The 21,343-nt window shown below is 73.4% G+C and carries 27 protein-coding genes and 1 pseudogene; 12 read left to right on the top strand and 16 right to left on the bottom strand.

The genetic code is table 11. The features are described 5' to 3' along the window. Window positions 1–70 precede the first annotated feature (70 nt). Window positions 71–517, bottom strand: coding sequence for a MarR family transcriptional regulator (locus SSNG_RS32810; protein ID WP_050779808.1), 447 nt, complete (start codon window positions 515–517; stop codon window positions 71–73). 156 nt (window positions 518–673) lie between these two features. Here SSNG_RS32810 and SSNG_RS32805 point away from each other — a divergent pair, with 156 nt between their 5' ends. From SSNG_RS32805 to SSNG_RS32790, 4 genes are all read left to right on the top strand, one after another. After that, on the top strand, window positions 674–1,867 hold the full coding sequence (locus tag SSNG_RS32805) for a PP2C family protein-serine/threonine phosphatase (protein ID WP_007268251.1): 1,194 nt from the start codon (window positions 674–676) through the stop codon (window positions 1,865–1,867). Between the two features lie 263 nt (window positions 1,868–2,130). Beyond that, window positions 2,131–2,490, top strand: a complete 360-nt coding sequence (locus tag SSNG_RS32800) for an STAS domain-containing protein (RefSeq protein WP_050779807.1) — start codon at window positions 2,131–2,133, stop codon at window positions 2,488–2,490. A 180-nt stretch (window positions 2,491–2,670) separates the two neighbouring features. Beyond that, window positions 2,671–3,387 carry a restriction endonuclease gene (locus tag SSNG_RS32795; RefSeq protein WP_128637280.1) on the top strand — a complete coding sequence of 239 codons (717 nt, stop codon included), beginning with the start codon at window positions 2,671–2,673 and terminating at the stop codon, window positions 3,385–3,387. Between the two features lie 147 nt (window positions 3,388–3,534). Next, the gene (locus tag SSNG_RS32790) at window positions 3,535–4,149 is read left to right on the top strand and encodes a VanZ family protein (RefSeq protein ID WP_241695182.1); all 615 of its coding nucleotides are present in this window, start codon (window positions 3,535–3,537) and stop codon (window positions 4,147–4,149) included. A 54-nt stretch (window positions 4,150–4,203) separates the two neighbouring features. On the opposite strand, the gene SSNG_RS32785 is transcribed toward SSNG_RS32790, so the two are convergent. From SSNG_RS32785 to SSNG_RS32770, 4 genes are all read right to left on the bottom strand, one after another. Beyond that, window positions 4,204–5,433 carry an aromatic acid exporter family protein gene (locus SSNG_RS32785; RefSeq protein WP_007268247.1) on the bottom strand — a complete coding sequence of 410 codons (1,230 nt, stop codon included), beginning with the start codon at window positions 5,431–5,433 and terminating at the stop codon, window positions 4,204–4,206. Between the two features lie 130 nt (window positions 5,434–5,563). Next, window positions 5,564–6,007 carry a DUF2267 domain-containing protein gene (locus SSNG_RS32780; RefSeq protein ID WP_007268246.1) on the bottom strand — a complete coding sequence of 148 codons (444 nt, stop codon included), beginning with the start codon at window positions 6,005–6,007 and terminating at the stop codon, window positions 5,564–5,566. A gap of 58 nt (window positions 6,008–6,065) precedes the next feature. Beyond that, window positions 6,066–6,461: a DUF2267 domain-containing protein gene (locus tag SSNG_RS32775; RefSeq protein WP_007268245.1), complete on the bottom strand. Its 396-nt coding sequence runs from the start codon at window positions 6,459–6,461 to the stop codon at window positions 6,066–6,068. Window positions 6,462–6,564: 103 nt separating this feature from the next. Continuing rightward, window positions 6,565–6,999, bottom strand: coding sequence for an Hsp20/alpha crystallin family protein (locus SSNG_RS32770; protein ID WP_007268244.1), 435 nt, complete (start codon window positions 6,997–6,999; stop codon window positions 6,565–6,567). Between the two features lie 216 nt (window positions 7,000–7,215). Here SSNG_RS32770 and SSNG_RS38315 point away from each other — a divergent pair, with 216 nt between their 5' ends. From SSNG_RS38315 to SSNG_RS32740, 6 genes are all read left to right on the top strand, one after another. Next, complete coding sequence (locus tag SSNG_RS38315) at window positions 7,216–8,262, top strand: SDR family NAD(P)-dependent oxidoreductase (protein ID WP_007268243.1); 1,047 nt, start codon at window positions 7,216–7,218, stop codon at window positions 8,260–8,262. Then, window positions 8,262–8,708, top strand: coding sequence for an SRPBCC family protein (locus tag SSNG_RS32760; RefSeq protein ID WP_007268242.1), 447 nt, complete (start codon window positions 8,262–8,264; stop codon window positions 8,706–8,708). Before SSNG_RS38315 ends, SSNG_RS32760 begins: the two co-directional genes overlap by 1 nt. Then, on the top strand, window positions 8,695–10,305 hold the full coding sequence (locus tag SSNG_RS32755) for an NAD(P)/FAD-dependent oxidoreductase (RefSeq protein WP_007268241.1): 1,611 nt from the start codon (window positions 8,695–8,697) through the stop codon (window positions 10,303–10,305). Before SSNG_RS32760 ends, SSNG_RS32755 begins: the two co-directional genes overlap by 14 nt. 191 nt (window positions 10,306–10,496) lie before the next feature. Beyond that, the gene (locus SSNG_RS32750) at window positions 10,497–10,901 is read left to right on the top strand and encodes a nuclear transport factor 2 family protein (RefSeq protein WP_007268240.1); all 405 of its coding nucleotides are present in this window, start codon (window positions 10,497–10,499) and stop codon (window positions 10,899–10,901) included. Window positions 10,902–11,012: 111 nt separating this feature from the next. Continuing rightward, window positions 11,013–12,026, top strand: coding sequence for a polyphosphate kinase 2 (gene ppk2, locus SSNG_RS32745; RefSeq protein ID WP_007268239.1), 1,014 nt, complete (start codon window positions 11,013–11,015; stop codon window positions 12,024–12,026). Window positions 12,027–12,038: 12 nt separating this feature from the next. Further along, window positions 12,039–12,497 carry a hypothetical protein gene (locus SSNG_RS32740; RefSeq protein WP_007268238.1) on the top strand — a complete coding sequence of 153 codons (459 nt, stop codon included), beginning with the start codon at window positions 12,039–12,041 and terminating at the stop codon, window positions 12,495–12,497. Window positions 12,498–12,557: 60 nt separating this feature from the next. Here SSNG_RS32740 and SSNG_RS32735 read toward each other — a convergent pair whose 3' ends face one another. The 7 genes from SSNG_RS32735 to SSNG_RS32710 form a co-directional block, all read right to left on the bottom strand. After that, complete coding sequence (locus SSNG_RS32735; protein ID WP_241695181.1) at window positions 12,558–13,277, bottom strand: leucine-rich repeat domain-containing protein; 720 nt, start codon at window positions 13,275–13,277, stop codon at window positions 12,558–12,560. A gap of 95 nt (window positions 13,278–13,372) precedes the next feature. Beyond that, complete coding sequence (locus tag SSNG_RS32730) at window positions 13,373–14,464, bottom strand: polyprenyl synthetase family protein (protein ID WP_050779805.1); 1,092 nt, start codon at window positions 14,462–14,464, stop codon at window positions 13,373–13,375. A 164-nt stretch (window positions 14,465–14,628) separates the two neighbouring features. After that, the gene (locus SSNG_RS32725) at window positions 14,629–15,483 is read right to left on the bottom strand and encodes an alpha/beta fold hydrolase (protein ID WP_042804515.1); all 855 of its coding nucleotides are present in this window, start codon (window positions 15,481–15,483) and stop codon (window positions 14,629–14,631) included. Window positions 15,484–15,572: 89 nt separating this feature from the next. Continuing rightward, the gene (locus SSNG_RS42630; protein ID WP_007268234.1) at window positions 15,573–15,728 is read right to left on the bottom strand and encodes a hypothetical protein; all 156 of its coding nucleotides are present in this window, start codon (window positions 15,726–15,728) and stop codon (window positions 15,573–15,575) included. A gap of 120 nt (window positions 15,729–15,848) precedes the next feature. Further along, complete coding sequence (locus SSNG_RS32720) at window positions 15,849–16,253, bottom strand: hypothetical protein (protein WP_007268233.1); 405 nt, start codon at window positions 16,251–16,253, stop codon at window positions 15,849–15,851. A 140-nt stretch (window positions 16,254–16,393) separates the two neighbouring features. After that, complete coding sequence (locus tag SSNG_RS32715; protein ID WP_042802556.1) at window positions 16,394–17,482, bottom strand: serine hydrolase domain-containing protein; 1,089 nt, start codon at window positions 17,480–17,482, stop codon at window positions 16,394–16,396. Window positions 17,483–17,489: 7 nt separating this feature from the next. Then, on the bottom strand, window positions 17,490–18,395 hold the full coding sequence (locus tag SSNG_RS32710; RefSeq protein WP_042802554.1) for an EamA family transporter: 906 nt from the start codon (window positions 18,393–18,395) through the stop codon (window positions 17,490–17,492). A gap of 52 nt (window positions 18,396–18,447) precedes the next feature. Between SSNG_RS32710 and SSNG_RS32705 the strand changes: the two genes are divergently transcribed. After that, entirely contained in the window at window positions 18,448–18,972 is a 525-nt protein-coding gene (locus tag SSNG_RS32705; protein ID WP_042804513.1) for a MarR family transcriptional regulator, read from the top strand. Window positions 18,973–19,054: 82 nt separating this feature from the next. Here SSNG_RS32705 and SSNG_RS32700 read toward each other — a convergent pair whose 3' ends face one another. After that, a complete protein-coding gene (locus tag SSNG_RS32700; protein WP_007268229.1) occupies window positions 19,055–19,273 on the bottom strand; it encodes a hypothetical protein in 219 nt (72 codons plus the stop codon). 122 nt (window positions 19,274–19,395) lie between these two features. Further along, window positions 19,396–19,623, bottom strand: a complete 228-nt coding sequence (locus SSNG_RS32695) for a hypothetical protein (RefSeq protein WP_007268228.1) — start codon at window positions 19,621–19,623, stop codon at window positions 19,396–19,398. A gap of 587 nt (window positions 19,624–20,210) precedes the next feature. Here SSNG_RS32695 and SSNG_RS44365 point away from each other — a divergent pair. Next, the gene (locus tag SSNG_RS44365; RefSeq protein ID WP_241695180.1) at window positions 20,211–20,348 is read left to right on the top strand and encodes a hypothetical protein; all 138 of its coding nucleotides are present in this window, start codon (window positions 20,211–20,213) and stop codon (window positions 20,346–20,348) included. A gap of 59 nt (window positions 20,349–20,407) precedes the next feature. On the opposite strand, the gene SSNG_RS32685 is transcribed toward SSNG_RS44365, so the two are convergent. Then, window positions 20,408–20,629 (bottom strand): hypothetical protein, encoded by a 222-nt coding sequence (locus SSNG_RS32685; protein ID WP_007268226.1) that lies wholly within the window; start codon window positions 20,627–20,629, stop codon window positions 20,408–20,410. A gap of 224 nt (window positions 20,630–20,853) precedes the next feature. Beyond that, window positions 20,854–21,343, bottom strand: a pseudogene (locus SSNG_RS32680) (transglutaminase domain-containing protein); the annotation flags it as partial.

The following is a 21,343-nucleotide window of genomic DNA, read 5'->3' as shown; positions in this document are numbered from 1 at the left end:
CGCCCGGCACGGCCCGGGCGTTCCGTCCGGCCCCGCGTGCCGGGGCGGTGCGGCCGGGCGGCGGCGGCGTTCAGGCCGTCCTGGTGGCCGAGGACTCCGCGGGTGGCAGCCGCAGTGGCTGCGCCACCGCCGCGCAGAAGTCGGCGAGCCCCGTGGCCAGGGCGGCCCTGGAGGCCGCCGGCATCGCGGCCATCGCCTCGGCCAGCGCCTCCTGCCTGCGGGCGCGCAGTCGTTCGAGGTACTGCCGCCCCCCGGAGGTCAGCCGCAGCAGGACTTCCCGGCGGTCCTCGGCCCCGGGCTGGCGTTCGAGGAAGCCCACGGCCTCCAGGCGGTCGCACAGCCGGCTGACGGACGGCGGTGCCGCCTCCAGCAGCCTGCCGAGCTCACGCAGGTTCAGCCGGCCGTTCGCCTCGACGAGGAACAGCACTCGGGCCTGCGCGGAGGACACGGGCGGGGCGCTGGCAGTGTCCCGGCCGCGCTCCCAGACCACCTCCAGCAGCTCGATCAGCTCGCTCATCTGCGCCACCGCCGAAACGGCGGACGGAGGAGGGGAGCCGATCGGCCGATGACCCATGTGACACTCCCTGATGGACGTACGCGCAGCCCTCCCCGGCGGACCGGCGGCTGCGACGTCCCCATCTTGGCAGGTTCGAGAGAGACGGGTACGGGGCCGGTGACTACAGTCGTACGCGGCGGAGGTGTCGGTGGAGGCGGGGACGTCGGGCGTGCGCTGCGCGGCGCGGCCCCGCACGAGCTGTTCGAGGAGGTCAGGGCCATCCTGGCCCGCGAACACGGGGCCGTCGGGGCCGAGCTGCTGATGGCGGACTACGCCTCGGCACGGCTCCAGCCCGTCACGGAGCGGCCCTTCACCTCCGGTTCCGTGTCCGCGTACAACAGCACCGAGGGCCGGGCCTTCGGCTCCCAGGAGCCGCGCGTCGTCCAGGGCGAGGACGGGCCAACGGTGCACCTGCCGGTGACGGTGCGCGGCGACCGGCTAGGGGTCCTGAGCGTCCGCTTCGCGGCCGGCGTCGCGGTCGGACCGCTCCTCGGACCGCTGCGGGACGTGGCCGACGCGCTGGCGCACGAGATCCTCGTCGCCGACCGCGACACCGACTTCTTCCTCCAGGCGCGCCGGGCCAGGAGGCTCACCCTGGCCGCCGAGATGCAGTGGCAGCTGCTGCCCGGGCGCTCCTGCTCCCGGCCCGAATACGACCTCGGAGCCCAACTGGATCCCGCGTACGCCGTCTTCGGCGACAGCTTCGACTGGTCGGCCTCGGCGGACCACCTGACCCTGACCGTCAACAACGGCATGGGAGAGGGAATCGAGGCGGCGTTGCTGACCAGTCTCGCCGTCAGCGCCCTGCGCAACGCCCGGCGGGCCGGCCTCGGCCTCGCCGATCAGGCGGCCCTGGCGGACCAGGCCCTGTACGGGCAGTACCAGGGGCGGCTGCACCTGGCGATGCTGCTGCTCCGCTTCGACCTGGACAGCGGCGAGGCCGAGGTCATCGACGCGGGGTCGCCCCGGATCTGGCGGCTGCGCGGGAGCACGGTGGAGCCGATCGGGCTGGAGGCGCAGCTGCCGCTGGGCATGTTCGAGGACACCGTGTACTCCTGCCAGCGCTTCCGGGTCCTTCCCGGGGACCGGCTGTTCTTCCTGAGCGACGGCGTCTACGACGCCCTCTCCCCCGCCGGTGAGGCGTACGGTCTGCACGCGCTGGCCCGGGCCGTCCTCAGCACGCGGCTGCTGCCGTCCTCGCAGGTGCCGCGGGCCCTGCTGGAGGAGCTGCCGGGGTACCGGGGCGGGGTGGACGCCGTCGACGACGCGATGGTCGTCTGCCTCGACTGGCACGGCCGGCCCGGGCGGTAGGGGTGGTGCGGTGGGTGGGTCGAGCGGCCCGGACGGGGGCAGAGTGGGGGCATGCCCCGTTCCGGTGCGCACGAGGACCCTGCCGCGGCCCTCGCCTCCGCCGCGGAGGGTGCCCGAGGCGGTGGACTCGCTGGTGTCGGGCCTGGCGGCGTTCCGGGAAGCCGCCGCGGGGCCCGCTGCGGCGGGGCGGGCCGGCCGCGGACCCGGTGAGGGGGCGCATCCGAAGACCGAACGCAGAGACGGAAAGGACGGAAGTGAGCAGCATGGACACGTACGGCGCCGAGGCGCGCGGCAGCGTCGAGACCCGGACGGACGGGGAGGTACGGGTCGTCGTGATGGCGGGTGAGTTCGACATGGCCGGCGTGGGCCCCCTGCGGACCGCGATGGATCCCACGGCTCCGGGCATCGCCCGGTTCGTCGTGGACGTCACCGGGGTGACGTTCGTCGACTCGACGGCGCTCAGCGTGCTGCTGCAGCCCGCGCTGGACCGCCCGGTGATTCTCGCGGGGACCGTGCCGGCCAGGCTGGCCCGGGTCCTGGAACTCACCGGTGCCGACCTGGTCTTCGCCTCCGCGCCCAGCGTGGACGAGGGAAAGGTCATGATCGTCCCTCCCCGGGGCTGAGCGCCCCTCCGGCGCGGAGGCGGAGCCGGTTCGGGGCGGGCGGTTCGGGGCCCAGCTGGTTTGGCGTTCGGAATCCCGGCCATACGAGCGCCGAACAGGCTTCCGCGTCCGCCGCGGTCCTCGCCCCCGGCACCGGCCGCGGCGGGGACCGCCGTGTGCCGGGGCAGGAGGGGGACTCGTATGACCGCACCCAAGGGGGACGCGCGCGCGTCCACGCACGGCGCCGGATCCGCGCGGCGCCCCGGCGCGGGGCGGGACGCCGTGCTCGCGCTCGGGTTGCTCGGAACCGGAATCGCCGGCCTCGCCGCCTTCGTGAGGGCCGCCGGCGCGGACGGGATCCGGCTCCCGCTCATCCCGGTCGCCGCCGTGGCCGTACTGCTGCTGGGCGTGCTCCTCGCGAAGTGGGGCTACGCGCCCGCCCGCCGCCGGTCGCGCAGCGCACCGCCCGCCCGGTACGCGGCGGTGCCGGCGGACGTGCCCGGGGTCGGGGGTGACGCCTTCGACCACGCCGCGGTCGACGCGGACGGCTTCGAGCACGCGGTGGCCGCCCTGTGCGTACGGGACGGCTGCACCTCGGTGGAGGTGGTCGGCGGCGCCGGTGACCTGGGCGCCGACGTGCTCGCGACGACGGCGGACGGGCGGCGCGTGGTGCTCCAGTGCAAGCACTACGCCGAGGACAACCGGGTCGGCTCGCAGGACCTCCAGCGCTTCGGAGGCACCTGTTACGCGGTCCACGGGGCCGACGTCGCCGTCGTGGTGACGACGAGTTCCTTCACCGCACCCGCCGCAGAGTACGCCGACACCTGCGGGATAGCCCGCGTGGACGGCGAAGCCCTGGCCGCCTGGACCGAGCAGCGGGCGCCCGCGCCGTGGGAGCCCGCCGCGCTGCGCCGCTGACCTTCTCCGAGCTGTCCGGCATGCGGAGCAGACGCCCCGTCAGTTCACCTCCGACCGGGCGTGGTTGCGGCCGCAGGGCGCATCGGCGTCCCGCAGCGGGGTACACGCGCCCGCACGGTACGGAGCCGGTCACGGAGGGAGCGGTCGATGGACGTGCGCGGGAAGCTCGCCGCGGTGCGTCGGGCGAAGTGGAGGCGGCGGACGGCGACGGCGGAGAGCCCCGGGAGGGCGCGGGAGCCCGCCCCCGTCGACCGGCCTCCCACGCGGCCCGTGCTGCGGGCGCTGGCGATGCTGGCCGCCTTCGCCGGGACGGTGCTGTTCAGCCTGGCCCTGGCACACGTCACCCTGGAGCCCTCGGCGGCGTCGGCCGGACTGGTGCACAGCAACACCCGCCCGGGCGCCTCGATCGGCCCGTATCTGGACGGCGCATCCGTCAGGGAGGCCGCTGAGCAGCTCGGCGGGAACGTTCTGCTCGGCGTTCCCTTCGGGGTGCTGCTCCCGGTCCTCCTCCCACAGGCACGCGGGCTGCTGAGGGTGGCGGCGGTGACGGCCGCGGTGATGACGCTCGTCGAACTGGTCCAGGGCGCCCTGGTCACCGGGCGCGCCTTCGACGTGGACGACGTCATCCTGAACACCGCGGGAGCGCTGCTCGGCTACCTCCTCCTGGGTCGCCGGATGGGCCGGGCCGTCCATCCGCGCCGCCACCACTGGTGGCACCGACTGACCCGCCGCGCCGGCCGCGCCCCCCGCCGGGCGGGCTAGGGAGAGGTCGGGTCGGGCTCCGCGGGGATGTGCCGGCCGGCCGGTGGTGTCGCCTCAAGGGCCGCTGGCCCGGCGTGCCCGGCGCAGGGCGCGGCGCACGCCGGTGCCGCCCTCGCGGCGCAGGCGGGAGTGGCGGTCCAGCTCCTCCATGAGGCGCTGGGAGCGTTTGTCCACGTCGAGTTCGTCGAGCACCCGGTCGACGTCGGCGAGCAGGGCGCCGTGCAGCTGCCACTGTCCCGGCTCGGACCGCAGCTGCTCCAGCAGGAGGTTCGCCAGCTGGTCGCGGGCCTGGCGCGCCATTCCCAGTTCCCGGGTGAGCCGGTCCTCCTGCTCCTCGGCGTTGGTGGTGACCTGGGCGGTGATCAGCCGGGAGAAGCTGTGGACGGCGAGCGCCATGTGGCCGAACAGGTCCTGCAGGGCGCGGGTCACCGGCGGGGAGAACAGCGGCTCGTCCGTGCGGGCCTTCGCGAGGTCGGTGAGCGCCCGGGCCGAGACGCGCAGCACGACCGCGCAGATCTCCAGGGTGTCCAGGCCCGTGCGCAGGACCAGCCGGAACATCAGGCCCTCCCGTACGCGGGGGTTCATGCGCAGGCTGTCCTCCGCCTGGCGCAGGGCGGCGTCCACGTCGGCGATGTCGTTGTCGAGCCGGCGTGCCTCGTGCAGCCGGGTGGCGGCCTGCGCGACGCTGCTGCGGCCGGTGAGTTCGTCGGCCATGCCGGTCATCAGCGCGGCCATGCGGGCAGCCAGGTCGTCGATCGCCCGCCCGGCGGGTTCCACCCAGACGGGCGGGGCGAACAACAGGTTGAAGGCCAGCCCGACCACCGCGCCGATCAGCGTCTCCAGCACCCGGTCCCACGCCGTGTCGGCCACGCGGCTGACTCCGAGGACGAGCATGGCGCTGATGGCCACCTCGGGGACGAACTCGTCCACCCTGACGAGGTGCCCGACCACCAGCGAGGCCAGGATGACCAGCCCGAGGCTCCACCAGGTCAGCCCCACGAGCGCGCTGAACCCGATCGCGACCAGCACCCCCGCCACGACCGAGTTGACCCGGCGCACCCCGGTGGTGAGCGTGGAGTACAGGGTGACCTGGACGACGAGCAGTGCGGTGAGCGGGGCCGTCAGCGGTGCGGGCTCGCTGCTGAGCCGCAGCGCGACCACGTAGGAGAGGACCGCGGCTCCGGTGGACCGTACGCTCTGCACCACCACGGGGTCCCGCCGTCTGGTGGCCAGGCGGCGCAGGGCGGGGCGGAAGGGGCGGAAGGGGCTGGCGAGGTCGGGCATACCCTCGCCCCTTCCCCGTCGGCGGCCGTGATCACGCGGCGGGCGTCCCCCATACGGCTGCCCCCGCACCAGCGTGGCCGGCAACGAGGACGGCGCACAGGCAGCACCCCGGCGAGCTGAGGCGTCTCCTTCAGGCTGCGGGCTGGGGCCGGCGCAGTTCGGCCTGGCCGAAGAGGAGTGCGTATCCGTCGGGGAGTTGCCGGAGGATGCGGGCGAGGAGGTCGGGGCCCGCGAGGCGGGCGACGGCCGCGAGTACGGCGCCGGTGTCCCAGCGGGCGACGGCCGGGCTGGTGCCGGTCCGGGTGGCCAGGTCCTTGACGAAGCCCCAGCCGGTGAGCCGTTCGGTGGCCGGGATCTGGGCCGTCAGGGCGAGGGCGGCTTCCACGGGCAGGCACTGGGCGAGGTCGACGCGTTCGTCGCCGACGAGCTGGCGACCGAGGGCGGCGAGGACGGCGCGGACCGCCTCCTCGGCGCGTTCGCGGGTGGGGTAGGCGCCTTCGTACCGCACGCGTTCCAGCATCTGGTCGAACGTCGTGGCGGGCTGGGCCTGGTGCGGCCGAGGCCGGTCGTACATGGTGCTGCGGTTGCCTTTCTCTTCGAAGGGTTGGTTTCCGGTCGGTGGCGTCGGCCGGTCAGGTGGGCTGGGGGTGGCCGAAGAGGAGGTCGTAGCCGGGCGGGAGCTGGAGCAGGATCTCGCGCATGAGGGCGTCGCCGGCCGCCGCGGCCACCGTGGACAGGACGGCACCGACGTCCCACAGGGCCGTCTTCTCGCTTGCCCCCTCGATCCAGGCCGCGGTCGCGCGGACGAAGCGTTCGGGGGAGAGCGGCTCCGCGGCCTGCAGGGGGTTGAGGAGGATCAGGGCGTATGTCTCGGGCAGCCGGGCCGCGAGTGAGGCTCGTACGGCTCCGACCAAGTGGGCGCCCAGCAGGGCCAGGACGACGCGGGCCGCCCGTTCGGCTTCCGCCCGCGTCCGGTACTCGCCGTGTGCCTGGACATGGTCGAGGAAGGCTGCCGAGCGCATCGTCATCTCACGTCACCTCCGGGAAGGGGTGCAAGGGCGAGCGGTGCGGAGGATGGGGTGCCGGAGGGGGATCGGGTTCCCCGTCCTCCGCCGCCGGTGCCGGACTGGTTCAGCCCGAGATCTGCTTGCGGCCGGACTCGCCGCCAACGGCGATCTTCCGCGGCTTGGCGCGCTCGGCGATCGGGATCCGCAGGGTGAGGACACCTGCTTCGTAGTCGGCTTCGATGTGCTCGGTGTCGAGGGTGTCGGCCAGCATGACCTGGCGGGAGAAGACGCCGAGGGGCCGCTCGGAGAGCTCCATCTGCACGCCGTCGGAGTTCTCCGCGGGCCGGCGCTCGGCCTTCACGGTCAGCATGTTCCGCTCGACGTCGATGTCGATCGCCTCGGTGCTCACGCCGGGGAGGTCGAAGGCGATCACGTACACGTCGCCCTGGCGGTAGGCGTCCATCGGCATCACGGACGGCTTCGACCACGTGCCGGACGCGCCGGACAGCTGCTGGACGATGCGGTCCATCTCGCGGAACGGGTCGGTGCGCATCAACATCGCGAAACACCTCCAGTCGGTTCAGGCAGGAACTGCCAATGCGCTTCAACGTGCTTCCGTTGTAACATGTCATCGAAACGATGACAAGCGCGAAGTCATCTTGAGGATGACACAACGCGTTCAAGCCACCGGCGACAACGCCGCCGCAACCGGACCGGCGGCGCCCGCGCGCGAGGCATGAAATGGCCCCGCCGTGGTCAGACGCGGGGGGTGAGGATGCGCGACGCGGTCATCGTGGTCACCGGCGCATCGAGCGGGATCGGCCGGGCCACCGCTGTGGAGTGCGCCCGACGGGGTGCGCGCGTGGTGCTGGCCGCCCGCAGCGGCGCCGCGCTGCAACAGGCGGCCGGGGAGTGCCGGGCCCGGGGCGGCGAGGCACTGGCCGTGCCGACGGACGTCAGCGACGAACAGGCCGTCCGGCGGCTGGCCGCTGCCGCCGTCGGTCGGTTCGGCCGGATCGACGGGTGGGTCAACGCCGCGGGGGTGGGGATCCTGGGGCGTTTCGACCAGGTGCCCGCGCGGGAGCTGCGCCACCTGCTCGACGTCAACGTCATCGGTGCCGTGAACGGGGCCCGAGCGGCGGTGGCGGTCATGCGCCACCAGGGCCGGGGAGTCGTGATCGACGTGTCTTCGCTGCTCGGTGGACGGGTCACGGCCCCGTACATGGGCGGCTACGCGATGTCGAAGGCAGCCCTGTGCACGTTCGACGAGGCGCTGCGCGAGGAGCTGCGGCTCGCGGGGGACCGCGGGATCTCGGTGTGCACGGTGCTGCCGACGGGGGTGGACACACCGTTCTTCCGGCATGCCGCGAACCGTTCCGGCCGTGCTCTGCGGTCCTTGCCGCCGGTAGCCACCCCGGAGCGGATCGCCCGTGCCGTGGTGCGGGCCGCCCGCCGGTTTTTTTTACCGGGTGCTCGTCGGTCCGTACGCCCGGCTGCTCGTCCTCGTATGTCGGCTCCCGCGCTGGTGAGGCGGGCCGTGTTTGTGGCGCACCGACAAGGCCTACTTCGGCGGCGCGGCGGCCGGGGAGGTCGGCTCCTGGACGCTCCTGCCGGCCGGAGCGCCGCCGTGCACGGCGGACGCCGCGGCGGGCCGCGCACGGCCGCCCGCCGGGCGGTGGGCGCGGCCGCCGGCCTGGCCGTGCTGCGCGCTGTGCTCCCCCGGTGCCGGAAAGCAGTCGGACGGGGCGGCGTGGGGCGGGCCCGGCCGGGTAGGCGACGGGACCCCGGCCGCGGCGGCCGCGGGCAGCGTGGGAGGCAGTGATGGCAGTACAGCACCGACTGGTACGGACTCGGCCCGACCGGGTGTGGGCGGTCCTGGAGGATGCCGACTGCTATGCGGAATGGGTGGTGGGCACGCACCTCTCGCGGGCGACGGACCCCCGGTGGCCTCAGGAGGGCTCCGCGCTCACCTACCAGGTGAAGGCCGGCCCGTTCACGTACGAGGGGGAGACGGTGGTGCGCGTGCACGAGCCGCCGGACCGGCTGGAGCTGGAGGCCAGAGCCGGTGATCACGTCAGTGCGCGGATCGCGATCCAGGTACGGCCGTGGGGCGAGGAGACCCTGGTGATCCTGGACGAGCACCCGCTGCGCGGCCGGGGCTGGACCTTCCACAACGCGGCCATCGACGCCGTCGCCCAGTGGCGGCACCGCGCCATGCTGGCCCGGCTGGCCGGCGTGTGCGAGGACGGTCATCGTGAGCGGCCCTGACGCGGTGGTCATCGGTGCCGGGCCCAACGGTCTGGTCGCCGCGAACGTCCTGGCCGACGCCGGCTGGCAGGTCGTGGTGCTGGAAGCAACGGCTTCGGCGGGCGGCGCCGTCCGCAGCGACCGCGGAGTCGACGCGGCGTACGTCCACGACCTGTTCAGCGCCTTCTACCCGCTCGCCGCGGCCTCGCCGGTGATACGGCGGATGCGTCTGGAGGAGCACGGGCTGTCCTGGAGCCGGGCTCCGGCCGCCGTCGCCCACCCGCTGCCCGACGGCCGCTGCGCCGTCCTCGCCGCCGCACCCGAGGAGACCGCGGCCTCACTGGAGCGCTTCGCCCCGGGCGACGGGGAGGCCTGGCTGCGGCTCTACCAGCTGTGGCAGCGCATCGGCGATGACCTGCTGGACTGCCTGTTCACCCCGTTCCCGCCGATCCGGGCGGGCGGGAAACTGGCGCTCCGGCTCGGCTACGCCGAGATGCTGCGGGTGGCGCGCACCATGCTCCTGCCGGCCCGCAGGCTCGGCGAGGAGGAGTTCGCCGGGGCCGGCGGGCGCCTGCTGATCGCGGGAAACGCCCTGCACGCCGATCTGGCCCCCGAGTCGGCGCTCGGCGGCGGGTTCGGCTGGCTGATGTGCATGCTCGGACAGCAACACGGCTTCCCGGTGCCGCGGGGCGGCGCCCAGGCGCTGACGGACGCCCTGGTCCGGCGGCTCAGGGCCCGCGGGGGCGTCGTGCACTGCGGTCAGCCGGCGACCGAGGTCCTGGTACGGGGCGGGCGCGCGGCAGCGGTCCGTACCGCCGACGGCACGCTGGTCACGGCGCGCAGGGCCGTCATGGCCGCCGTACCCGCGCCGGTCCTCTACGGGCGGCTCCTGCGCGGGGAGCAGCTGCCCGGCAGGCTGCGGGAAGACCTGCGGCGCTTCCAGTGGGACTTCTCCACGGTGAAGGTCGACTGGGCACTGTCCGGGCCGATCCCGTGGCAGGCCGACGGGCCGCAGGCCGCCGGCACGGTCCATCTGGCCGACGGTGTGGACGAACTCACCCTCTTCGCCGCGCAGATCGCCATGCGGCAGGTGCCGTCCACCCCGTTCGCGGTCCTCGGGCAGATGACCACCGCGGACGCCGGCCGCTCCCCCGAGGGCACCGAGTCCGCATGGGCCTACACCCACGTCCCGCAGGACATCACCGGCGACGCCGGCCCGGACGGCATCACGGGACGGTGGGACGAGCGGGAGAAGGAAGCCATCGCCGACCGGGTCCAGGAGCAGGTCGAACGCTACGCCCCCGGCTTCGGCGCAACCGTCCGCGCCCGCAGGATCCTGGCCCCGCCCGACCTGGAACGCCTCAACCCCGCCCTCGCGGGCGGCGCCGTCAACCAGGGCACCACCAACCTCTACCAGCAGCTGGTCTTCCGCCCCGTACCCGGCAGCGGCCGGCCGACCACTCCGATCCCGGGCCTGTACCTCGCCTCCGCCTCCGCACACCCCGGCGGCGGGGTCCACGGCGCCCCCGGCTTCAACGCCGCCCGCACGGCCCTCCACGCCCGCGCTCACGCGCCGCTCAGCCGCCTGCGCCGGCGCCGGCGCCGCTCCAGCCGGTGACACGGCCGTCCCGGCCTCGTCCCGTCAGGCCTGATCGGGGTACGGGTGGCGAGGTACGACGCAGGCTCCCACCACCTCGTGGAGCGCGTACGCCCTTGCATTTCATGCCGCGCCGAGCGGCGAAGTGATCAGCCGAACGGCCGGACCCTTGCCGCTCGGCACGCGTGCCGTGGGCGGGCCATGATGAAGGCATGTCGGATCGTGACGATTTCCTGTCCTGGGTCGGGACCGCGCTGTACGAGGCGGAGGTCGCGCTGCACAACGGCGACGCGGCTCCCCGACGTGCGCTCTGGTCCCACACCGAGCCGGTCAGCGTCCTGGGCGCGTGGCGCAGCGCCGTCGGCCGCGACGAGCTCGACGCCCTCTTCACCGGCCTGGCGAATTCCTTCTCCCACTGCACGTCGTACAGGTACGAGCTGCTGGCGTACGACGTCTGCGGCGACATGGCGTACACCGTCGGTCTGGAGCACACTTCCGCCTCCGTGGACGGGGAGCCCCGTACGTACACGCTCCGCGCCACCCAGGTGTACCGCAGGGAGAGCGGCGCCTGGCACGTCGCCCACCGGCACGCCGACACCGTCGCCGCCACCGTCTGACCGTTCCGGTCTCCGCTGCTGAACGCCCGGGCCGACGCCGCGCCACCGCGCTCCGCCAGGCCGCGGTGCTCGGCCCGCCATGGATGCGGAGATCTCGGGTAGGGGCATGGGGTGAGTGACGAGGCGCCTTCTCCGCCGCAGGCCGACGAGCTGTTGTCCGGGCTGCGCGTGGACGACCGCCGGCCCGAGCAGCCGGTCCTGCTGAACTCCGCCGGGGCCCCTCTGCGGACCTGGCGGGAGAACTACCCCTACGACCACAAGTTGCGGCGGAAGGAGTACGAGCGGACCAAACGGATCCTGCAGATCGAGCTGCTCAAGCTGCAGCGCTGGGTGAAGGAAACCGGCGGTCGGCTGGTGGTGATCTGCGAGGGCCGAGACGCGGCGGGCAAGGGCGGCACGATCCGGCGCTTCACCGAACGGCTCAACCCGCGCGGGGCACGCATCGTGGCTCTGGACAGGCCTGGCGGGCGGGAGACCGGACAGTGGTACTTCCAGCGCTACGTCGCCCACCTGCCCGCACCTGGGGAGATCGTCTTCTTCGACCGGTCCTGGTACAACCGCGCCGGGGTCGAGACGGTGATGGGGTTCTGCACCCCGGAGCAGCACGCGCTGTTCCTGCGGCAGTGCCCCGTCTTCGAGGAGATGCTGGTGGACGACGGGATCGTGCTGGTGAAGTTCTGGTTCTCGGTCTCCCGCGCCGAACAGCGGACCCGGTTCGCGATCCGGCAGGTCGACCCGGTCAGGCAGTGGAAGCTCTCCCCCACCGACCTGGCCTCCCTGGACCTGTGGGACGCCTATACCGAGGCCAAGGTCGCGATGTTCCGGGCGACGGACACGGACCACGCACCCTGGACGGTGGTCAAGACCAACGACAAGCGGCGCGGACGGCTCGAAGCCATCCGCAGCCTGCTGTGGCGCATCGACTACGACCGCAAGGACGAAAGCGTGGTCGGCCGGCCCGACCCCCTCGTCGTCGGTGCGGCCGACACCCTCCTCGAAGCGGGTGAGGGGCCCACCGACCTCTCCCCCACTCCCCTGGCCGCGCCATCCCTCGGCCCCGGGCTCCACCCCCACCCGGAACCGCCGGCGCTCGGTGAACGGCGGCCACCTGGTCGAGGGGAATGATGTGATGGCCACATGACCGCCACCCACGAAGACGACGAGCCCCCCGAGCACCGGCGCTACGCCCGGTACCTGCAGGCCTTGGACGGTGTCCCGGAGGCGGAGGAGGCCGACCTGCTGGCCACCGTCCTTGGCGACGACGACGCAGTCATGGCCGAGAGCGCCGTGAACCATCACCTCGAACGCCGGGCGGCCCAGCAGCTGACCAGCCCCCAGTTCCCCGTCTGGGCCACGATGATGGCGGCGGTGATCGGCGATCGCGCCTTCCTCGTCCGCCGCCTGCGCGAGTGGACGCTGCTCAGGTCCATCGCGTTGGACGAGCCCTGGACCGACGAGGAGCTGCTGACCGCGTCCGACTGGTTCCAGCGCACGGCAGCCGGCGCCCAGTTCGTCACTTCGCGCGCCGCCCTCAGCCTGCTGGCCGAGCACGGACGCACCCGCCGTGTCCGCAACGCGGCGAGCCGCCGAACCTGATCGGGCTCGGCCCGTCGGCAGGGCGCCCCAGGGGGTCGGCGATGGCGGAGGGTGTCGCTGTCAGGTCAAGACGACACAACCCCGCCGCTCCAGCTCGCTGATGAGAGGGAGGGAGGGATCGACCCCGTTCCAGCGCAGATCCAGCTTTTCCAGCGATGGCATCAGGGCGAGCCAGTCGGGCAGTCGGCAGAGGTGATTGCTCCTCAGGTCGATCTGCCGCAGTCGCGGGAGGCCGGCGAGTGACTCCGGTACCTCGGTCAGGCAGTTCTCCCGGAGGTCCAGGTGACGCAGTTCGTGCAGGTCGGCCGTTGACGAGGGCAAGCGCTCGATCGCGTTTCCGCGGAGCCATAGCTCACGCAGGCTGCGGAGCTGTCCGATCGAGTCGGGCAGGGTGGTGAGCCGGTCGTGCTGGGCCCTGAACTCGATGAGGCCGCTCATGCGACCGATGGTCTCCGGCAGGGTGGTGAGGGGGTTCTCGCCGATGTTGAGGTAACGCAACCGGGCCAGGTTTCCCAGGGAGTCGGGAATCCGGGACAGCTGGTTGTCGTGGAGGTAGAGGCAGTCGCTGAGCTCGGTCAGCTTGCCGAGTTCCTCGGGAACCGACGTCAGCGCATTGTGGCCCAGGTCCAGCGTTTTCAGCCGGTGGAGCTGCCCGATGTCCGGCGAGAGGTCCGTGAGGCCGTTGTCCGCGAGGATCAGCACGCCGAGCTCGGTCTGTCGCCAGACCGACTCGGGCACCTCTCCGAGCTCTTGACGCCACAAGTTCAGCGTGTGCCTCACGGTCATATCCCCTTCATCAGCAGGCTGGGCAGGTCAGGAGGTCAGGGTGGTGGCGGAAGTGGGGGCGGGGGCGGGGGCGGGGGCGGGGGCGGGTGTCAACGGTCGCGGGTGACGCTCCAGGCCGGCATGTGCTCGAAGAACGCCACGGCCTCCGGGCGCCAGCGGTCCCGCCACGTGGCGGCCTCGGCCTCTGCCCGACGGGCGTGGTCGTCGGCTTCGGCCCGGAGCTGCCGGTCGACGCCGTGTGCTCGCGCGATGCGGCGTATTCGGTCGAGGGTTTCGTCGTCGCAGTCCGGATCTCCCGAGGCTTCGTCCAGCAGCTTGCGCTCGGCGTCGTTGCAGACGGCCGTGAGAGCGCGGAGGGTGTAGCTGCGGCGGCCCGAACGGATGTCCGAGCCGACCGGTTTGCCGAGCGCGGCCGGATCGCCGAACAGGTCGAGCCAGTCGTCGTGGATCTGGTTGGCGATGCCCAGCGCGGTCGCGTAGCGCCGCAGTTCGGCGTCGTACGGGGTGTGGTCGGCCCCCGCGGCGAGCAGGCCCATGCGCAGCGGGGCGAGGACGGAGTAGCGGGTGGACTTGAACTCGGTGACCGCGTGCAGGAAGTCGATGCCGGGGGCGGGGTGGAAGTCGCGTTCGAGGTCGATCATCTGGCCGGTCATCGTGGCGGCTCCCGTGTCGGCGTGGACGGCGGCCATGGCCAGGGCCCGGTCGGCGGGCAGACCGCTGGTGAGCAGCACGCGCAGGGACAGGAAGGCCGCGAGGTCGCCGGCGAGGAGGGCCAGCGCGAGGGCGGTGTCGGGCTGGTCGGGGAACTCGTGGCGGTAGGCGTAGTAGGTGGAGGGACCACCGCGGCGGACGGGCGCGTCGTCGATGATGTCGTCGTGGATCAGGCCGTGGGTCTGCAGCAGTTCGATGCTGATGGCCGCTTCGTCCAGTCCTGCGAGGCCGTCGTCGGCCACCAGCGCGGCGGCCTCGTACAGGAGGACCACACGGAGCCGTTTGCCGCCGCGCAGTGACATGTCGCGCACCAGGTCGAGCGCTCGGGAGGGGAAGGCGCCGTGGGGCGGGGTCTCGAACATGCCGCCCGCGGGGTCGGTCAGGGAATCGAAGTAGGCGGCGAAGCGGGCTTCGAATCGGCGCTGGTGGCGGAACGCGCGCTGCAGGGCGGCGTCGAGGGCTTCATTCACCAGCCCAGGTTTGCACGCCCGCGTCGGCGGGGGTCGACCGGCCGCCGGTTCGGGCCGTGGGTTCCGGGGCACCGCCCGCGGCGGCCGTCGGCCCGAGCCCGAGGACGCGGGGTGGAAGGACCCCGGTGGATTCGTTGCCGTTGGACGTCCCGCCCTGCCGCCGCCTACCGCGTCAGGGTTGCGAGTTCACCCAGGACTCGCGCCGCGGCCGCCGGGGCAACCAGCCATTTCAGGTGGCTGCCCTCGAGGGTCCGGACGTCGTACGGGTTGTCCGGGGTCAGCGCGTTGCCCTCGCGGATCAGCCGGTCCTGCATGGCGGGCGGCAGGCTCGTGTCGTCGGCCAAGCGGACATAGGTCTTGGGGATACGGCCCCAGGTGCCGGCTTGTGCCCGGTCGGCGGAGGTGCCGACGTCCAGGTTCTCGTCGGGCTGGAAGGTGTTCAGGAAGGTCAGGAACTCCTCGTCGGTGCCGTCGGCGAAGAAGGCCGCCTTGAAGGCGGCGAGGGCGGCCGGATCCGCGGTGCGGAAGTTGACGCGCAGCAGGCCGAGTTCGGCGGGGTTCCCGGCCAGCGCCAGTGCCAGGGAAGCGGCGTCCACCGATGCCATCTCCGGCTCGGCGTAGTAGTCGTTGACGTCGAGGTCGACCGGGCACCAGGCCGAGACGTACACGATGCGATCGATGAGGTCGGGCCGCGCGTTGGCCGCAGCGGTGGCCGTGATGCCGCCGCGGCTGTGGGAGACGAGGATGACCGGGCCGTTCCGCTTGGCCCGTTCGAGGATCCCGATGAGGTGTGCGGCGTTGTCGGCGAGGGTGACGCCCTTGATCGCGCCGGGCGTGGTGGCGAGGCCTTCGGAGTCCTGGGGCGTCTGGTAGGCGTGCGTGAAGGTCGCTTCGAAGCCGTGGCCGGGCAGGTCAACGGCGACCGAACGGTGTCCGAGGAGGCCGAGCTCGGCTTGGAGCGGTGCGAAGGGGAAGGAGTTCGAGAAGGCTCCGTGAACCAGTACGAACGTGGGTTGCATGGGCATGTCGCTCACTTTCTGGTACGTCCTGCACCATGATCATCGGAGTTCGGCCGCAAATGATCAAGGTTTGGGCGCCTCCGTTCCGGTCAAGTGGTGGTGGTCTTGAGGGCGGGGGCGCGCAGGGGGCGATCCGGCGGCGGGCTTCGCCGTGGTAGGACCGCGTTGGTGCAGATGGCGAGGTAGCGGCCGGCGGTGGGGGCGAGGTAGCGGCTGGTGCCGGTGGAGCCGTGGTGGCGGGCCACGTTTGCCCCGGGGCGCAGATCCAGAAACGGGCCCCGAAACGGACCCGCCGAGCAGGCGGGGAGACCCGCCGACAGGCTGGAGACACGGCCGCTCGCGGGCGTCGAAAAAAAATGCGTGGGTCAGCGGGAGCGGCCTCGGTGGTGGCGGGTGAGCCAGCGGGTCAGCAGTACGCCGGGGTCGCGGGGCGGGGGTGTGGGCTCCGGGGGCCAGGCCTCGTCGCCGGTGAGCGGGACCAGGGGCATGAGGTACAGCCTGTACCCGGTGTCCAGGGCGCACAGGGGCTCGTCGCCGGGGATGTCCGGGCGGCCGAGCCGGACCGTGAACGGGCGCACGGTCCCATCGCCTTCGGCGGTCTCTCCGCGTAGCTCGGTCGTCGCCGTGCGGCGCGTCCGTGCCGTCGCCACCACCTTGCCGTCGACCAGCACCTCGGCACGGCCGCGCCGGGCACTCCACACCACGGTGATCGAGTGTCCGTCCTGCTCCAGGTGGAAACGGTGCTGGTGTCGGCGAGCGTGAACCGCCACGGCGGCCTCCTGGGGGTCCTGCTGCACCACCAGCGTAGCGGCCCACCCTCACGCCACGCGTCTCGGTGGGGCGGTCGCGGGGGCTTCATCGCCCATGGCGCGGGCGGCACCAGAGCGGCAGACCGAACCGGTCGGCGTGGTCACGCCTGGGCTCGGTCTCCCGTGGCGGCTGCCGTGCGGACCGCGGCCGCGAGGCGGGTGGCCGTCTTGTCGGCGGGGTGGACGAGGCGGGTACGGGTCAGGGCGAAGGACAGGCCGCGGCGGGGGTCGGCGAAGGCGATGGAGCCGCCGCTGCCGTGGTGGCCGAAGGCGGTCGGCTCGCCGCCCGTCGGGGGCAGGCCGAGGAAGTAGCCGAGCCCCTTGGTGTGGCGGCGCAGCAGCGTCCGGTCCGGGCCGTCCACCGCGGCAGCCGTGGCCTGTGCGACCCGGGCCGGCGGGAGCAGGCGTACGCCGTCCACCTCGCCCAGGAGCGCCGCGTACATCCGGGCGGCGGCGCGGGCGGTGGTGGTGGCGCAGGCGGGCAGGTCGGCCATGAGGTACCCGGGCCGGTTGGCGAGGGTGGCGGTGGTCCACAGGCTTCGGTTGGGGGCGACGAGGCGGACGAAGGGGGCCGCGGCGGGCAGCCCGGCGAGGTAGGCCTCCCAGCCGCCTTCCACCAGCGGTGCCACCCGGGCCAGGCGGTCGGCGGGCAGGCCGAAGTACAGTTCGTCGGCGATGCCGAGGGGCTCGGTGACGTACGCGCGCAGGGCCTGCCCCGGGGTGAGTCCGGTGGCCCGGCGGACGGTCTCGCCGAGGATCCAGCCGAAGGTCCAGCCGTGGTAGCCGCTGGCCGTCCCCGGTTCCCACAGCGGGCGCAGCCCCGCGACGACCCCGCACATGTGCTCCCAGTCGCACAGTTCGGCGGCCGTGAGGGCGCGGGGCAGCTGGGGGATCCCGGCGGTGTGCGTGAGGGCGTGCCGGACGGTGATGCCCGCCTTGCCGTGGGCCCCGAAGGCGGCCCAGTAGCGGGCGACGGGGGCGTCGTACTCGATCAGCCCGCGCTCGGCGAGCACGTGCACCAGGGTCGCCGTGCACCCCTTGCCGACCGAGAAGCCGTGGACCAGCGTCTCCGGCCCGGGAACCCCGGCGTACGCCTCCACCAGCAGCCGGCCGCCCCGGTACGCGGCCACCTGGAGCCCGGTCTCCCGCCCGGAGGCGACCAGTTCGTCGACCGTCTCCTGAAGGTCCATGTGCTCCTCATTCGCCGCCCGGGGCAACGGTCACCCTATCGTCTGCGGCGGCCTGCGGCCGGGCGCCGGGCCCCCGGCGCGCGCGCCTGGGCCGGCCGAGGACGACGCCGGTCAGGACCAGGCCCAGCCCGCACAGTTGCCGGACGGTCAGCACCTCTCCGGCGACGGCTGTGCCGAGCAGTACGCCGGTCACGGGGTTGAGCAGCCCGATCAGCGCGACCGTCCCCGCGGGCAGGTGCTTCAGCCCGGTGAACCAGGCCGCGAAGGCCAGCGCCGTGGCGATCAGGGCGACGTAGCCGAACGCGAGGAGCGTCGGCGCGCGGAGCGCGGGCGCAGGGCCTTCCACGGCGGCCGCGACCGGGAGGAGGAACAGTCCCCCGGCGGTGAGCTGCCAGGCGGTCGAGGCGAGCACATCAGCGCCGGCCCCCCACCGTTTGGTCAGGACGTGGCCGAAGGAGGACACGAGCATGGCGGCGGCCGAGGCGAGGACCCCCGGTACGCTCACCTCTTCCACGCCGGTCAGCAGCATGAGGCAGACTCCGCCGAGTCCGATCGCGGCGCCGGTGAGGTGAGCGGTGCGGGGCCGCTCGGACACCAGGGGCCAGGCGATGAGCATCATCGCCATCGGGGACACCGCCATGACGGTCGCGGCGACGCTCGTCGGCAGCAGCTGGGAGGCGGCGTAGACGAGGACGAAGAACACGCTCATGTTGAGCAGCCCCAGCACGGCCGACCGCCACCACCACGCGCCGCGCGGCCGCTGCCTGCACAGGGCCAGGAGGACGAGGCCGGCGGGCAGGGCCCGCAGGGCGGCCCCGTAGAGCGGGCGGTCGGCCGGCAGGAACTCGTGCGTGACGAAGTAGTTGGTCCCCCAGGCCACCGGCGCGATCGCCGTCAGGGCCACCCAGCGCATATTGGCTTCCATGGAAGCAAATATAGCTTCCCAGGAAGGTATGCTGCTGTGCATGGAACACGGTGAACCGCTGGACCGCGTGGCCCGCATCCAGGCCGACTGGCGCCGCGAGCGCCCCGACCTCGACGTCAGCCCGCAGGCCGTGATCGGCCGGCTGCACCGCCTGGCCGACCGGCTCACGGAGGAACTCGCCCTCGTCTACGGCCGCTACGGTCTCGGCGAGGGCGAGTTCGACGTCCTGTGCGCGTTGCGCCGCGCCGGGGAGCCCTATGAGCGGGCACCGGGCGAGCTCGCCGCGCACACCATGGTCACCACCGGCGCGATGACGAAGAGGATCGACCGCCTCGAACGGGCCGGGCTCGTCACCCGCCGCCGCGCCGACGACGACCAGCGCGGCCGGATCGTCGCCCTGACCGGCCCCGGACGTGAGCTGATCGACCAGGCGTTCACCGACCACATGCGCAACGAACGCCGCCTGCTGGACCTGCTGACGCCCGCCGAGGCCGCGTCACTCGAGACGCTGCTCACCGGCTGGCTCTCCCGCATGGACCACCCGCGGGCGCCCGGCGGCGAGTAGGCGGCCCCCTCCCGCCGCGGCGGCGGCAACGCAGGCCCGTCGTCGCTCCAGGTGCCCGCGGGGCGGCCGGAGCGACGGTCCGTCAGGTGACCGTCTGCCGGGTGCCGTCGGGCAGCGTGCAGACGGTGCCGCCGTAGGGGATCGTGGTGACCTGTCCGCCCGCGGCGGTGCATTCGTCCCGGGTGATGGTCGGGGCCGTGGCGGCATGGGCGCTGACCGCACCCGTGACGCCGACTCCGCCGACACCCGTACCCGCGAGGATCGCGGCTGCCAGAGCGAGGCCCAGTTTTCGCGCACGCATGGCTCTGCTCCTCTCAGGCGCCGGTTCCGGCCTCCCGTAAGGACAGGGACACGTGTCACGCCGACGGCGCCTACCACCAGCATGGGCGACGCCCAGGGGCCCCGCGAGGCGGGAGCACACGGCTACGGCGTCGGCGTCGGCGTCGACCAGGGCGCGGCGCGGAGGTCGGCCGTGCTGCGCCGCTCGCGGACCGCGGGGGGTTCGTCGGCCGCCGTGCCGACCGCGATCACGGACACGATCGCCCAGCCGGGTCGAGGGCGCATCTCCTCGGTCAGGGCTTCGAGGTCGAAGGCCCGGAACTGGTGGGTGGACAGTCCCCTCGCCTGGGCCTGGATGCCGAGGTGGGCCACCGCCTGGACAACCGCGCGTACCGGTCATCCATTTCCGCGTCACGGCTCACACCTCGCGGGGGTGGAAGCGCCGCGGAGCCCATGACTAGTGTGGTGATCATGGCTTTGCGACCCGATGAGTTCTACGACCACGCACGTGCGGCTGCGGATGACGGGCTCCGGCTCCCGCTGGCCAGGATGACCGGTTGGGAGGTCAGCCCCTTCGAGGCGGAGGGCCTGCGCGTCTCCGCGCTCCGCCCGCCCGTTCTGCCCGAGCCGCCGCGGCACGGCGAGGACCCGGCGGACTGCGACGAGTGCCGCTCCCGCGACGAGGGCATCTGGCTCGACGACCGCTGGCGGCTCACCCGGATACCGGGGGTCGGCGTGCCGCTGGTGCTGATGCTGTACCCGCGCGACCACTACGACATGGCCGATCTGCCCGACGAGCTCGCCGCCGAACTGGGCGTGCTCACCACGCACGTCGTCCGCCACGTCCAGGCACTGCCGCACGTCTCCCGGGCCCACGTGTACCGCATCGGGGACGGGGCCGCCCACCTCCACGTGTGGTTCTTCGCCCGGCCCGAGGGACAGGCGCAGCTCTTCGGGTCGTGGCTGCCCGTCTGGGACGACCTGCTGCCCGCATACCCGCGGACGTGGCCGACGCGGACGCGGCCGCCGTCGCGGACGCGCTGGCCGCGTCGTACGGAGGCCGGCGCCCCGGCACCGACGGGCAGGCGGACCTCTGAGTCCGACGGCGGCGTGCGCCCGGCGCCCGCGCGAGCCGGGCGCACGCCGTTCCTGGGGGCTACAGCAGGGCGATGGAGCTCGCCCGGTCGCTCATCGCGTCCCCGAGGTACGAGGTCGACTGCTGGTACTCCTGGTGGACACCGGCGGTGTCGGGGGCGTCCCACAGCTCCAGCCAGCAGGACAACGTGGTCAGCGAGCTGACGGAGTTGTTCCAGGTGCCTTCGAGGTTGATCTGGGCGTCCCGGCCGTTGCCGCTCCGGCAGCCGCTCCCGCCTGTCAAGACGAGGGCCCGAGTCGATGTCGAGCACGCAGATCCTAGGGGCAGCGGTCGCGGTGGAAGCGGCTGCGTCCAGGGCGAGTCGTGGACGTTCTGCCGACACCGTGCCCGGCGCCCCGCGCACGTACGCGTCGGCGTGCCGGGTGCGCGCAGCGGTGGGTCACGGAGGTGCGCGAACCCCGGTCGGGGCGGCCCGCATCGGTGGCGAGGGGGCGCTCGTGGGCGTACTACGCGCCGGCCGCGTGCCGGCCCAGGATGGGTTCCGCCACCGTGCGGGCCAGGGGGCAGAGGGTCTGGCCGTGGCGGGTGAAGAGGGCGTCGCGCGAGTCGAAGTGGCCCAGGTCCGTCAGGACGTACGCCGACAGGTCGCAGGGGGCTCCGCCGGTCGGGCAGAGCGTCGCGGCGCCGTCCCAGTCGACGGCCGTACGGGCGATCGCCTCGAAGAGGGTCTCGGAGCCGGCGTTGGTGAAGCCGCCGCCCGGGGCGGCGCCGCGTTCGTCGAGGGCGCCGAAGAGCTCCGAGACCGTCAGCCACCGCGACGCCCCCGGCACGCGGAACTCCGGCCAGGCCAGGAGCACCTGGTCGGGGACGAGGTGGCGCAGCCGGGGGAAGCGCGGGTACCAGAAGGCCCCGTCGACGACCAGGCCGCGCACCCGTGTGGCCGTCCCCGCCGCCCGGGCCACGGCCTCTCTTTCGCGCCAGCCGCTGGCTGCACGA

This window comes from Streptomyces sp. C, from assembly GCF_000158895.1.
GTDB classification, from domain to species: domain Bacteria; phylum Actinomycetota; class Actinomycetes; order Streptomycetales; family Streptomycetaceae; genus Streptomyces; species Streptomyces racemochromogenes.
The sequence above is the reverse complement of the archived record's forward strand: the minus strand, read 5'-3'. Positions and strand labels throughout refer to the sequence as shown.